The following is a 13,477-nucleotide window of genomic DNA, read 5'->3' as shown; positions in this document are numbered from 1 at the left end:
CAACTAAAGTAAAAGATAAATCCATAAGAATCACTGGAATATCAACGATTGTGTAAGGTTCTGATAATTTTTAATTATTTTTTATTGACAAACTTAAAAAAACCACCTTACTATTGGTTTGTGGTTATAACCAGTTAGTGTGAAGGAGAATCCCATGGAAAATTCTTTTAAAAACAAAGCTTTGTATCACCAGCTTGTTGATTTATTGAAAGAACGGATGGAAACTAGCATGATTCCTCATGATAAACTGCCATCTGAACGAGAATTGACAGCTCAATATGGAGTTAGCCGGACGACGGTTCGTTTAGCTCTGCAAGAATTGGAAAGTACTGGGTATATTTATCGTCGACACGGAAAAGGTACCTTTGTTTCTGATATCAAGAAAGACGCTGCAGATTTAGCGGGTGCTTATAGTTTTACTGAACAGATGAAAAGCCTTGGAAGAAATCCAGAGACCAGGATCTTGTCATTTGAAAAAGTCGAGGCGGATAAATTTATTTCTCAGCACCTCAATCTTTCATTAGGTGAGGCCGTTTTCAAACTGAGTAGGCTGCGAATCGCTGACCGTGAATCATTAATGATCGAGGATACCTATTTGCCGGTGAAATTTTTTTTGTCATTAAATGACCAGCTTTTACGAAGTAAGCCACTCTACGATCTTTTTACTGAGGACTTTAATCAAACGGTTCGATTAGCAGATGAGGAATTGTATGCCAGTATTGCCTCAAAGGACGACGCAAAGCAATTGATGATCCCAGAAGGGGCGCCAGTTCTCCATTTAGCTCGTCAAACCTATAATATGAAAAATGAAATTATCGAATTTACCCTGAGTGTCGCTCGTGCGGATCAATTTCATTATCAGATTCGCCATATTCGAAATAGTTAGGAGAGTTGCAGCATGTTTACTGTAGCAAAGGAAAAATTAGAAACGTTGGGCGCAGAAATCACGACTCGTGAGATTCGCCAACAGCCAGAATTATGGGAAGAAACGATAGCACTGTATCAAACAGTGCAAGCAGAATTAGAGGATTTCTTAACAGAAGTTAGAAAACAGGCGCAAGGTAAACGAATACGAGTGATTTTTACCGGTGCGGGAACTTCTCAATATGTAGGTGATACAGTGGTTCCTTACCTGCGCAAACATGGAAATGTTCAAGAATTTAGTTTTGAAAGTATTGGTACTACAGATATTGTGGCAGAACCAGAGGAATACTTGATCAAGGAAGAACCAACTTTGCTCGTATCATTTGCGAGAAGTGGGAATAGCCCGGAGAGTTTGGCAGCCGTTGAGATTGCAAACAAAGTGGTTGATACGATTCACCATCTGTCGATTACTTGTGCGGAAGAGGGACAATTGGCTCAAATCAGTAAAAAAGATTCGAATAGCTTTTTATTCTTGATGCCGGCGCGTTCCAACGATGATGGTTTTGCGATGACAGGCAGTTTTTCTTGTATGACGTTGGGCACATTATTAACATTCGACCAAACAGATCTAGCAGAAAAACAAAAGTATGTTGCAGCATTAAGCAAACTAGGTAAAGAAGTTCTTGCTCGTGAGAATGAACTCGAAAAAATCGTAGAACTAGATTTTGAACGAATCGTTTATGTTGGTTCAGGAAGTTTAGCAGGATTGACACGGGAGGCTCAATTGAAAATTTTAGAGCTGACAGCAGGAAAAATCGCTACAGTCTTTGATTCATCGATGGGCTTCCGTCACGGACCGAAATCATTCATCAATGAAAAAACGATTATGTTTGGTTTTGTTAATAATGATTCGTATACCCGTGATTATGATTTGGATGTCTTAGAAGAAGTTCGTGGAGATGAAATCGCTTCCGGTGTTTTTGCTATCACTCAACCTGGCGACCGGAATTTTTCTGGCGATAAATTTGAATTCGTCGCTGACGCACAATTATTACCAGATGGTTATTTAGCACTGGCATATGTCATGGTAGCTCAAACAGTAGCGATATTAACATCTATCAAAGTGTCAAATAAACCGGATACACCATCACCAACAGGCACCGTTAACCGCGTGGTAAAAGGTGTAACGATTCACGAATATAAGTAGGACAACTGGGAGGAAGAGACATGCTTACGTTAACAGCAGGAAAAAAAGCGGCAATGGACCGCTTATCGACAAAAGACGGAATCATTAGTGCTTTAGCGATTGACCAACGAGGCGCATTGAAGAAAATGATCAAGGCGCTGGATGCAGAACCGACGGACAAACATATTGAAAACTTTAAGGAATTAGTTTCTAGTGAATTGACTCCGTATGCGTCCTCGATTTTATTGGATCCAGAATATGGGTTACCAGCCGAAAAAGCACGTCATGCTGAGGCAGGATTATTGCTGGCTTACGAAAAAACGGGTTATGATGCGACAACGCCAGGACGTCTTCCCGATTTATTAGCCAATTGGTCTGTATTACGTTTAAAGGAACAAGGGGCTGATGCAGTTAAGTTCTTACTATATTATGACGTGGATGAAAATCCAGAAATCAATCATCAAAAGCATGTTTTCATTGAACGATTAGGTAGCGAATGTGCAGAAGAGGACCTTCCATTTTATTTAGAATTAGTTTCTTACGATGCTAAAAATGCCGATGTAGCTTCAATTGAATATGCAAGAGTGAAACCCCATAAAGTTAACGAAATGATGAAAGAATTCTCGAGACCGCAATACAAAGTAGATGTATTGAAAGTCGAAGTACCGGTCAATATGAATTTCGTTGAAGGCTTTACAACAGGTGAAACAGCTTATACGAAAGAAGAAGCTGCTAAATATTTCTTAGAACAAAGCCAGGCAACCGAATTGCCGTTCATTTTCTTGAGCGCGGGAGTTTCTACAGAATTGTTCCAACAAACGCTGGTCTTTGCTAATGAGTCTGGCTCAACCTTCAATGGTGTTTTATGCGGCCGTGCAACGTGGAAAAATGGCGTGAAACCGTTCATTGAATCAGGAGAACCTGCTGCTCGTAAATGGCTCGAAAATGAAGGTCGGAAAAATATCGAAAGCTTAAATAGCGTTTTAGCAAAAACAGCAAGCTCCTGGCATAGCAAAGTGCAAGTAGTTGAGGAAGCTGTCATAAAATAGGAGGCGATCTCGTGATAGTAACTGTAACGATGAATCCTTCAATCGATATTTCCTACCCGCTGGATAGATTGAAAATTGATACGGTCAATCGAACGGATCAGGTGACTAAGACGGCAGGTGGGAAAGGATTAAATGTGACCCGCGTAATCCATGATTTAGGAGGGGATGTGCTTGCTACCGGTGTTCTTGGTGGATTCCATGGAGGATTTATCGCAGAAGAGTTAAATAAAGCTGGAATCAAACAGGTATTTACACCTATTAAAGAGGAAAGCCGAGATTCAATCGCCATTTTGCATGAAGGAAATCAGACAGAGATTTTAGAATCTGGCCCGACTGTCTCAAGTGAAGAGCAAATCACTTTTTTGAAACAATTTGAAGAGCTGCTTGAGCAAACGGATATAGCAACCATTTCAGGTAGTTTAGCAAAGGGATTGCCACAAGAGTTTTATCAAACGCTCATTCAAGCTGCTCAAGAAAAAGAAGTGAAGGTGCTTCTTGATACTTCGGGTGAAAGTTTGAAAAAAGTTTTAAAAGGTCAAGCAAAGCCTTATTTGATCAAACCTAATTTAGAAGAGCTAGAAGCATTACTGGAGCAAAAATTTTCTCTTGAACAATTGGATGACATTCAAACGGCATTAGAGCAGTCCTTATTTGATGGAATCGAGTGGATCGTTGTTTCATTAGGCAAAGCCGGAGCGATCGCCAAACACAAAGGCACATTCTATCGAGTGACGATTCCAACAATTAAAGTCGTTAATCCAGTTGGGTCTGGGGATTCAACAATTGCGGGGTTTGCTTATGCGCTATCTGAAGCGATGCCGCCTGAGGATTTGTTGAGGATTTGTATGGCAACGGGAATGGCTAACGCTCAAGAAAGAACGACAGGCCATGTGAATCCAGTTAATGTGCAAGAGCATGTCGCAAAAATTGCTGTAAAAAAGATCGAGCGTTAGCTCGATCTAAACGTTAAGTGTTTTTTGAAACTAGCTCAATTTTGTAGAAGTTCCACTTTTTATAAGTCTCGACATATTCTAGTACCTGCTGCGTGTCTTTTCGCTTGGTCACTCGAATTTGCAGGACTGTCGGTTCTTCAGTAGGGATCTGTAATTTATCTGCCTCTCTATCAGGAGTAGGAAATTTGATCTCGTTGGTCTCTGTAAAATCTTCTTCGTTCATATGGATATTGTAATCCAATTTAAAGCGTTGATAGATCGAATTATAGTGGCTCAATTCTGGATAGTTTGTGTTCACATATTGTTCTGGCAAATAAGTTCGATGATACATGTAAGGTATGTCTTCCGTCGTGCGAAGTCGCTCGATACAGCAATAGTAAGCGGTATCCGGCAGACCTAATCTGCTCAAAAATTTAGGATCATTTCCGCGAACAATCGATAAGACCTGTACTTGATCATGGCTGATCGGGAACAATTCAATGTCGGAAAACTCAACCAATTTTCCTTTGCGTGCTCGTGAAACAAAGGAGCCGCGGCCTTGCTGCCGAACTATAAAACCATCTTTTACTAGATCATTTAATGCACGGATGACAGTGATCGAACTGACTTTGAACATTTCAGCTAATTCAGCTTCAGTATAAAATTTGTCGCCGTTTTCAAATTTGCCGGAAATGATCTGTTGTTTCAGCTCGTCTTTTATGAGTTGATATTTTGGTATTGCCATACTATTCCTCCAAAAAATGAATAGGGACTAAAAATTTCATTAGAAAATTTTGATTCCCTCTATGGCTTGATTTTAACACATCGTGGGAGAATGAAAAGGATTGACTTTCTAAACGGAATAAATTAATATATTAATATATTAAAAACGTTTTCAATAAGGAGTGAGCACTTGAATACTTTTGAGATTAAGGAAGACTTTCTTTTGAATGGTGAACCATTTAAGATTTTATCTGGAGCAATTCATTATTTCCGTGTAGATCCTTCAGATTGGTACCATTCACTTTATAATTTGAAAGCTTTGGGCTTCAACACCGTCGAGACTTATGTCCCCTGGAATTTGCATGAACCAAAAAAGAACGAATTTCATTTTGAGGGTATTTTAGATTTAGAACAGTTTTTAATGACTGCTCAAGATTTAGGGTTATATGCAATCGTTCGACCATCTCCTTATATTTGTGCAGAGTGGGAGTTTGGCGGTTTTCCAGCCTGGCTTTTAAATGAGCCAATTCGTATACGTTCGGATGAAACCGCTTATTTAAAACACGTTGCTGATTATTATGACGTATTGATGAAAAAATTAATTCCTCATCAATTTACGAATGGCGGCAATGTTTTAATGATTCAAATTGAAAATGAGTATGGTTCCTATGGAGAAGATAAAGCGTACTTACGCTCAATCCGCGACTTAATGAGTGACAGAGGTGTTACTACGCCCTTCTTCACATCCGATGGTCCTTGGCGGGCGACGCTGAGAGCTGGCAGTATGATTGATGAAGATATTTTGGTCACTGGAAATTTTGGTTCTAAGGCAAAAGAAAATTTTGCATCAATGCAGCATTTTTTTGATGAACATGGTAAGAAGTGGCCCTTGATGTGTATGGAATTTTGGGACGGCTGGTTCAATCGATGGAAAGAACCGATTATACAACGTGATCCACAAGAACTGGCTGAGGCAGTGAGAGAGGTTTTAACCCAAGGCAGTATCAACTTGTATATGTTTCATGGCGGGACGAATTTTGGGTTTATGAATGGTTGCTCTGCTCGAGGTGTGATTGATTTGCCGCAAATCACTTCGTATGATTATGGCGCACCGTTGAATGAACAAGGAAATCCAACGGAAAAATATTTTGCATTACAAAACATGATTCGAGAAAATTATCCTGAGATTCAGCAAATGGCACCTTTGATTAAACAAACAATGGAAAAGAAGGCCATTCCGCTAACCGATAAAGTCAGTCTGTTTGCTACGTTGACTACTATCAGTGAACCAATTCAATCGAAATATCCCCAAACGATGGAAGAGTTGGGACAAAATACTGGTTACTTGCTTTATCGAACGATGATTGAAAAGGATGCACAAGAGGAAAGAGTGAGAGTGATCGACGGCCGTGATCGCAGTCAATTTTTTGTAAACCAAGCGTTGCAAGCAACACAGTATCAAACCGAAATAGGTGAAGATATAAATATCTCTATGACGCAAGAGAACAATCAAATCGATATTTTGATTGAAAATATGGGAAGAGTTAATTATGGACACAAGCTTTTTGCAGAAACTCAAAAAAAAGGAATTCGCACTGGAGTGATGGCAGATTTACATTTCATTACAAATTGGGAACAGTATTGTTTGCCGTTAGATTCTTGTGAGGCTGTTGATTATTCGAAAGAATGGCAGCCAAATCAACCGAGCTTTTATCGCTACGAAACTACTTTGGAAGAAATTGAAGATTGCTTTATTGATTTATCTAAGTTTGGGAAAGGCATTGTTTTCGTTAATCAAACGAATATCGGCCGTTTCTGGGAAGTTGGACCGACACTTTCGCTGTACATTCCTAAAGGATTATTAACTAAAGGAATAAATGAAATCGTTATCTTTGAAACAGAAGGTACGTATCAACCAGAGATCCAGTTAATTAATGAACCACTATATAAAGAAATGAAAGAGGGATAAACATGAGTATTATCGGAGTAAGAATTGATGGACGCTTAATTCACGGACAAGTAGCAAATTTATGGACGACGAAATTGAATATTTCGCGCATTATGGTCGTTGATGATGACGTTGCTCAAAACGACATCGAGAAAAGTGGATTGAAACTCGCAACACCGGCTGGGGTAAAGCTTAGCGTGTTGCCAATTGAAAAAGCTGCACATAATATTCTAGCTGGAAAATATGATTCTCAACGTTTATTGATCGTTGTACGTAAACCTGATCGTCTATTAAAAATGGTTGAATTGGGTGTACCGATTGAAGAGATCAACGTCGGAAACATGTCCCAATCAAGCGAAACTCGTTCTATCACGAAATCAATTAATGTGGTTGATCAAGATGTAGAAGTGTTTAACGCGCTGAATAATAAAGGCGTTCGTTTAATCGCTCAAATGGTTCCAAGTGATAAAGCAGAAGACTTCATGAGTCTTTTAGCGAAATAGGAGGATACAAGAATGGATATCTTATGGTGGCAGATCTTATTATTAACATTATATGCAGGGTATCAGATTTTAGATGAGCTTCAAATTTATTCTTCACTAAGTGCGCCCGTTTTTGCCGGATTATTCGCCGGATTAGTAATGGGGGACTTAAAAGCCGGACTTATTATTGGTGGTAGTATGCAGTTGACTGTTTTAGGTGTTGGAACATTCGGCGGAGCCTCAAAAATCGATGCCAATTCTGGAACAATTTTAGCGACAGCTTTCTCAGTAGCTTTAGGGATGAACCCAGAGCAAGCAATTGCAGCGATCGCAGTACCTGTAGCCAGTTTGATGATTCAATTGGATATTTTAGCCCGTTTTGCCAATACGTTCTTTGCACATCGCATCGACAAATTGGTTGATGAAATGAATTATAAAGGGATTGAACGAAACTTCTTAATGGGTGCTTTGCCATGGTCATTGTCTCGAATGATCCCAGTATTTTTAGCTTTAGCTTTCGGCGGCGGTTTAGTTGAAAAAGTTGTAGCAGTTTTAAATGGCGATTTGAAATGGTTAGGTGACGGATTATCTGTAGCAGGCGCTGTTTTACCAGCAGTCGGTTTTGCAATTTTATTACGTTATTTGCCAGTCAAAAAACATTTCCCTTACTTGATTTTAGGCTTCACTTTAACTGCTTTATTAGGAACTGTTTTTACGAACATGCAGCTATTAGGAACAGGAGTAGCCAGTGTAGTAAAAGATTTCAGCGGCATCTTCAATGCATTACCTATGTTGGCGATCGCGTTAATCGGTTTTGCTTTAGCAGCAATCAGTTATAAGAATGGGCAAATGATTCCAAATGCGCCAGCGCCTAAAAAAGATGATGCTTCCAATGATTCAGATGAAGGAGAGATCGAAGATGACGAAATCTAATTACAAGTTGACGAAAGAAGATTTTAAGCAGATCAATCGGAGAAGCTTGTTCACATTTCAGTTAGGCTGGAACTATGAACGGATGCAAGGCTCAGGCTACCTTTATACGATTTTACCGCAATTACGTAAGATTTATGGTGACGATACTCCAGAATTAAAAGAGGTAATGAAGACGCATACACAATTCTTCAATACATCAAACTTCTTCAATACGATTATTACTGGGATCGATTTAGCGATCGAAGAAAAAGAAGGAATCGGCGGTAAGCAGACGGTTTCAGGGCTTAAAGCGGGTATGATGGGACCATTCGCTGCAATCGGAGATTCAATCTTTGCTGCGTTGATTCCAACGATATTCGGAGCGTTAGCTGCGAATATGGCGATCAATGGAAATCCAACGGGTATATTTATTTGGATCGTTGCTCAAATCGCGGTCATGATTTTCCGGTGGAAACAGCTAGAGTTTGCTTATCGTGAAGGGATTTCATTAGTGACAACGATGCAGCATCGGTTGACAGCCTTAACGGACGCGGCAACCTTACTTGGAGTATTCATGGTAGGTGCGCTCGTTGCAACAATGATCAACGTAAAATTTTCTTGGGCTCCTAGCATTGGTGATGTGACTCTTAACATGCAAAACAACTTAGATATGATCTTGCCAAGATTGTTGCCAGCAGGTATTGTGGGCGGAGTTTATTGGATGTTAGGCAAAAAGAACATGACGTCCACTAAAGCAATCTTTATCGTCTTAGTTGTTTGTGTCGCCTTATCAGCATTAGGTGTGATTTCTAAATAATTTGGACAGACCGATAATTTTGATTTGATACATTACAAGAAGAACTAGGAGAAAATGAATGAGCAAAAATTTAGTTTTAGTCAGCCATGGACTCTTTTGCGAAGAATTAAAAAAGAGTACAGAAATGATCATGGGACCTCAGGAAAATATTTATTCAGTAGGTTTACTTCCTTCAGAATCAGCAGAAGATTTTCGCATTAAATTCGAATCAGTGATTGATGAATTAGATGAGTTTGTTGTACTAGCAGATTTAATGGGTGGAACGCCTTGTAATGTTGTTTCTCGCATGATTTTAGAAGGGCAATCCATCGATCTGTATGCTGGAATGAATATGCCGATGGTCATTGATTTCATCAATAGCGAACTAATTGGGACAGAGATGGCCTTGGTTGAATCAGCCACAAGCAATATTTGTCATGTCAATGAACGAATCAACAGTGATGACGACGAAGATGAATAACTTAAAAAGTTAATACTCAAGAAGTGCCAGGGAATTTTTCTCTGGCTTTTTCTGACTGTAAAAATGCCATTTTAGTATGGTATGCTTGGCATAAAGCAAGATGGATGGGAGAATTAGAGTGGATTTTAACGAGAAGCTGAAGCAATTACGTCAAAATAAGGACTGGACACAAGAAAAATTAGCTGAGAAATTGTTTATTTCAAGAACGGCAATTTCTAAGTGGGAGTCTGGAAGAGGATTCCCCAGTATCGAATCTTTAAAAGCAATCTCCCAAGTTTTTGATATATCAATTGATGAGCTGCTTTCTAATAGTGAGTTGATCTCAATCGCGGAAAATGATAAGAAAAAGCAGCAGCAAAGATTTCAACATCTGTTGTTAGGTATTTTAGATTGTATGACTGGATTGCTGATTTTTCTGCCGATTTTTGGTCAAGCCCGAGGAAATCATATTGCCTTTGTTTCGATGTGGCAATTGTCTCCTGAGACAGCAGCACTAAAGACTATTCTTTCAATTTTAGTTATTTTAACTACGTTGTTCGGTGTTTATGAAATCATTTTTGTAGATAAAGGTCAGAAGTTAGTGATACGTATTTCTTTGATGTTAACATTACTAGGCACATTAATCTTTATCCTGACAAGGCATCCCTATCCTTCAGCATACTTGTTAATAATTTTAACAATCAAAGGTGCAATCCTATTAGATAAGCATTGATACGCATCGTCACATACCAGTGACGGTGCGATTCTTTTTGTACATAGACGATTCTGATATTTTTTGGATAGCCTCCAATATAAAAATAGTTAGGAGAAAAAGTCTATGAATACAAAGCAGAAAGCATTGAGGAAAATGATCGGGCTATTTATATTTTTTGTTTTATATACGATGAGTTTAAAATTTATCGATGTACAAAAAGTTGGACCACAAAATGCTAAAGTAGGTTGGGCAACGATCAACGAATATTTTTTGGCAATTAGTTCTTCGCAAGAAAATTTCGTTGGTTGATAAAGAGATAGTTTTTTTGGGTTTTCTTTATGCAGGAAGTGCGGCGGCCTATGTTTTTTTTGAGAGAGTGATCATCAATTATCGACCGATTTTAGTAAACGGGCAATTAGAACCCTCATATCCATCGAGTCATACGTTTCTTGCGATTACGGTTTTACTCTCTGCTTTTTATATACTCTATGAACAGGGGAAGATAAAAAGAATCGTGTCGTATCTTTGTTTGATTGGAATGATTATTCTTGTCGGAGGAAGAGCTTTATCTGGAGTTCATTGGATCACAGATATTCTTGGAGGAATTCTTTTGAGTATCTTGTTTGTTTCAATTTATCTCTCGACACTTGAAAATAGTTCAGATAATAATAAAAAGGAACGCTGATTTATCAACGTTCCTAGGAAGCCACCTGTCGGATTTGAACCGACGACCCCCACCTTACCATGGTGGTGCTCTACCAACTGAGCTAAGGCGGCATAGTTATTTAACACAAGATATAGAATAGCGAAATAATGGCTATTTGTCAACAGCTTGACTATAGAAAATCAGATGGGAAAAGACTCGAGCTAATTATTTATAAACAAAATCGTCGCTACTATGAGGCAGTGACGATTTTGTTATATAGCTGGCCAGCGAAGTCATTATAACCCTTTGGTTGATTCCAAACATTTGAAAGTAAGATAATCCCATTTTGTCCATCCTTAGAAAAATTAGCGACAGTTTCAAAACGTGCCTTAACACCTCGAGTATGGTAATAAGTCGTCATACTATAAAGTCCGCTAGCATATTTTTCGCCTGGATAAGTATGCCATAGTTCCGTACGGTCTTGTTTCGTTAAAAACTGGTCATTGTAGAGCGCTTGAAAGTAGGTATACAGATCTTTTGCGGACATAAAGACATTCCCGGTTCCTAATTCGTCCGCATATGAGGATGCTGTCGTTGGTGCGTATACAGGCCCAGCATCACCTTGTAAATAAGAGAGTGCTTGTTCTTGATTCGTTTCCGAATAGAAACTGGTTTCTGTTAGCCCCATCGGTTCTTTCAAGAATTTATCAAACAAAGAATTATAGTCAGTCTGATAAAGCTGTTCTAAAATTCCTGCCAGCAAAACGTAGTTAACTGGTTGGTAAGAGTAGCTAGCACTTTCTGCTACGGTTGTTTGACGAACCGTTTCTGCTAGGATCTCTTTTGTATCCGTAGTATTGAGTGCATTGATCTTTTTTTCATCAATCCGTAAGCCGGAGCTCATATTTAACATGTCCTTAATCGAAATGCTTTCACTATTAGGAATTTGTGGAAAAAAAGCACTGAGTTTTTCATTTAGGAATAATTTTCCGTCTTTAATCGCCTGCATAATTAGATAAGCGGTTTGTCCTTTTTGAACAGAGCCGATGCAATATTGTGTAGCAATCGTATTTTTAATTCGTTTTGCTTGATCTTTCCAACCATAGGCCTTATTCAAGATTATTTGTCCATGTTGAAAGACTAAGGCTGTTCCGCTAAAATTTTTTTCAACTAGCGCTTGTTCGATGCTGGCTGAAATAGCATTTTTTGGTTCTATTGCTTGTTTAGCTGTCAATTGAGTATCAATTTGTGGTAAGCTATCGAAATTATTGTTTGCAGCACTTTCTTTTTCTGCGGTAATCTGTTGATTATGAACATGATCAATGTACATTCCACTTACTGCCAGAATAATAATTAAAAGAAGGGAAAGGCTGATTTTCAGTTTATGATTTTTTTTCTTTTGATGAGCTCGTCTTGGCATAATATTTCCTCTAGTCTGTGTATTGTAGATTTATCAATATGCTATTCAAATCATGGAATTTATGATTGCACGATGAAATGAAAATTGATATTATAGTAGAGTATTCTTCCGGCATAGCTCAGTTGGTAGTAGCGCATGACTGTTAATCATGATGTCGTAGGTTCGAGTCCTACTGCCGGAGTTGTTAGAGACAATCATTTGATTGTCTCTATTTTTTTACACCTAAAAAATGAATTATTTGTGAATAAAGTCGTTAAATGTAAGAGAAAATTTGAGGATTGCATGACCTTTTTTTAAAACGGGTACTATTCCTTTGAAGCATAAAAAAACCTCGTTATAATGATAGTAAGGAGGGGTACAATGAAAAAACGCGATGCCTATTTTGATAACGCAAAACTTTTTTTGATGATATTAGTTGTATTTGGACATTTTTTACAGCCATTTGTAGATGACCATCCTCTATATAATGATCTGTACTATTTCATTTTTACTTTTCACATGCCAGCGTTTATTTTGATTTCAGGATATTTCGCTAAAAGCGGACCTAAGCCGATTATGAGCTTAGTGAAAAAAATATTACTTCCCTACATCTTTTTCCAACTCCTTTATTCAGGGTACTATACGTTGATTGGACTGCAGGATTCTTTTAGTTTAGACTTGGGCATACCTCAATGGTCACTCTGGTTTTTAATGAGCCTATTTTGTTGGAATATTTTACTGCATTTAACAAATGTTTTTTCTGTAAAACAAGTTTTGATTGGCAGTGTGATTGTAGCACTATTAATTGGCTATTTCCCAATTTTTGATCGATATTTAGCACTTCAGCGCACACTGACTTTTTTTCCCTATTTCATGGCGGGGTACGCGATGCCGAAAGGCTGGATCGAAAAATTAAAAACATATCCTAAAAAATGGATCGCCTTTCTTTTATTTAGTGGCTTGTTTCTATTTATTCAAGGAAATGATTTGATTAATAAATATTGGGTATTCGGCTCCAAACCGTATGAAGATTATTTAAACCATCCATTACTTGGAGGACCGCAACGTTTGATTTTTTTTGTAGCAGGATTGACTGGGATTATTGCATTCTTAATGCTCGTCCCAAGAGAACGTCACTTTTTCTCTAATTGGGGAAAAAATACTCTTACGGTCTATTTGCTCCATGGGTTTTTAGTGAAAGGGTTACGAGCGCTTGATCTGGACACTGAAATTAGTTCATTAGAACTACTGCTATTATTTATCGGGAGCATGCTGCTGACCGCATCATTATCAAGCAAGCGAGTTGGTCAGTGGATAGAAAAAGGAAAACAAGTTTTACAGCCAAGCGTGTAAACTAATTGTCTC

At 38.4% G+C, this 13,477-nt stretch carries 15 protein-coding genes and 2 tRNA genes; 14 read left to right on the top strand and 3 right to left on the bottom strand.

The features are described from left to right. Positions 1 to 154 precede the first annotated feature (154 nt). From IGI38_RS10680 to lacC, 4 genes are read left to right on the top strand one after another with little or no spacing between them, the layout of a single operon-like run. Positions 155 to 886, top strand: coding sequence for a GntR family transcriptional regulator (locus IGI38_RS10680; protein ID WP_438729688.1), 732 nt, complete (start codon positions 155 to 157; stop codon positions 884 to 886). Between the two features lie 12 nt (positions 887 to 898). After that, complete coding sequence (gene agaS / locus IGI38_RS10675) at positions 899 to 2,071, top strand: SIS domain-containing protein (RefSeq protein ID WP_438729685.1); 1,173 nt, start codon at positions 899 to 901, stop codon at positions 2,069 to 2,071. Positions 2,072 to 2,091: 20 nt separating this feature from the next. Beyond that, entirely contained in the window at positions 2,092 to 3,099 is a 1,008-nt protein-coding gene (gene lacD / locus IGI38_RS10670; RefSeq protein WP_438729682.1) for a tagatose-bisphosphate aldolase, read from the top strand. A gap of 11 nt (positions 3,100 to 3,110) precedes the next feature. Next, complete coding sequence (lacC, locus tag IGI38_RS10665; protein WP_438729679.1) at positions 3,111 to 4,052, top strand: tagatose-6-phosphate kinase; 942 nt, start codon at positions 3,111 to 3,113, stop codon at positions 4,050 to 4,052. A 13-nt stretch (positions 4,053 to 4,065) separates the two neighbouring features. On the opposite strand, the gene IGI38_RS10660 is transcribed toward lacC, so the two are convergent. Beyond that, positions 4,066 to 4,776 carry a GntR family transcriptional regulator gene (locus tag IGI38_RS10660; protein ID WP_438729676.1) on the bottom strand — a complete coding sequence of 237 codons (711 nt, stop codon included), beginning with the start codon at positions 4,774 to 4,776 and terminating at the stop codon, positions 4,066 to 4,068. A gap of 168 nt (positions 4,777 to 4,944) precedes the next feature. Between IGI38_RS10660 and IGI38_RS10655 the strand changes: the two genes are divergently transcribed. The 8 genes from IGI38_RS10655 to IGI38_RS10620 all read left to right on the top strand — a co-directional run bounded on the left by IGI38_RS10655 (position 4,945) and on the right by IGI38_RS10620 (position 10,752). Beyond that, positions 4,945 to 6,723: a glycoside hydrolase family 35 protein gene (locus IGI38_RS10655; protein WP_438729672.1), complete on the top strand. Its 1,779-nt coding sequence runs from the start codon at positions 4,945 to 4,947 to the stop codon at positions 6,721 to 6,723. A gap of 2 nt (positions 6,724 to 6,725) precedes the next feature. Further along, positions 6,726 to 7,205, top strand: coding sequence for a PTS system mannose/fructose/N-acetylgalactosamine-transporter subunit IIB (locus IGI38_RS10650; protein WP_438729670.1), 480 nt, complete (start codon positions 6,726 to 6,728; stop codon positions 7,203 to 7,205). Positions 7,206 to 7,217: 12 nt separating this feature from the next. Beyond that, a complete protein-coding gene (locus IGI38_RS10645; protein ID WP_438729667.1) occupies positions 7,218 to 8,117 on the top strand; it encodes a PTS mannose/fructose/sorbose/N-acetylgalactosamine transporter subunit IIC in 900 nt (299 codons plus the stop codon). Beyond that, positions 8,104 to 8,913, top strand: a complete 810-nt coding sequence (locus IGI38_RS10640; protein ID WP_438729664.1) for a PTS system mannose/fructose/sorbose family transporter subunit IID — start codon at positions 8,104 to 8,106, stop codon at positions 8,911 to 8,913. Before IGI38_RS10645 ends, IGI38_RS10640 begins: the two co-directional genes overlap by 14 nt. A gap of 58 nt (positions 8,914 to 8,971) precedes the next feature. Next, positions 8,972 to 9,373 carry a PTS sugar transporter subunit IIA gene (locus IGI38_RS10635; RefSeq protein ID WP_438729661.1) on the top strand — a complete coding sequence of 134 codons (402 nt, stop codon included), beginning with the start codon at positions 8,972 to 8,974 and terminating at the stop codon, positions 9,371 to 9,373. A 118-nt stretch (positions 9,374 to 9,491) separates the two neighbouring features. Continuing rightward, on the top strand, positions 9,492 to 10,085 hold the full coding sequence (locus tag IGI38_RS10630; protein ID WP_438729658.1) for a helix-turn-helix domain-containing protein: 594 nt from the start codon (positions 9,492 to 9,494) through the stop codon (positions 10,083 to 10,085). Between the two features lie 105 nt (positions 10,086 to 10,190). Beyond that, on the top strand, positions 10,191 to 10,376 hold the full coding sequence (locus tag IGI38_RS10625; protein WP_438729655.1) for a hypothetical protein: 186 nt from the start codon (positions 10,191 to 10,193) through the stop codon (positions 10,374 to 10,376). A gap of 16 nt (positions 10,377 to 10,392) precedes the next feature. Further along, a complete protein-coding gene (locus IGI38_RS10620; RefSeq protein ID WP_438729652.1) occupies positions 10,393 to 10,752 on the top strand; it encodes a phosphatase PAP2 family protein in 360 nt (119 codons plus the stop codon). 19 nt (positions 10,753 to 10,771) lie between these two features. Here IGI38_RS10620 and IGI38_RS10615 read toward each other — a convergent pair. After that, positions 10,772 to 10,844 (bottom strand) — tRNA-Thr (locus IGI38_RS10615). A gap of 119 nt (positions 10,845 to 10,963) precedes the next feature. Further along, the gene (locus IGI38_RS10610; RefSeq protein ID WP_438729649.1) at positions 10,964 to 12,133 is read right to left on the bottom strand and encodes a serine hydrolase domain-containing protein; all 1,170 of its coding nucleotides are present in this window, start codon (positions 12,131 to 12,133) and stop codon (positions 10,964 to 10,966) included. Between the two features lie 107 nt (positions 12,134 to 12,240). Here IGI38_RS10610 and IGI38_RS10605 point away from each other — a divergent pair. Together IGI38_RS10605 and IGI38_RS10600 are read left to right on the top strand one after the other, a co-directional pair. After that, positions 12,241 to 12,314, top strand: a tRNA-Asn gene (locus IGI38_RS10605). Positions 12,315 to 12,493: 179 nt separating this feature from the next. Further along, positions 12,494 to 13,465: an acyltransferase family protein gene (locus IGI38_RS10600; protein WP_438729646.1), complete on the top strand. Its 972-nt coding sequence runs from the start codon at positions 12,494 to 12,496 to the stop codon at positions 13,463 to 13,465. Positions 13,466 to 13,477: the final 12 nt, after the last annotated feature.

This window comes from Enterococcus sp. AZ128, assembly GCF_051714485.1.
GTDB lineage: Bacteria > Bacillota > Bacilli > Lactobacillales > Enterococcaceae > Enterococcus_A.
The sequence above is the reverse complement of the archived record's forward strand: the minus strand, read 5'-3'. Positions and strand labels throughout refer to the sequence as shown.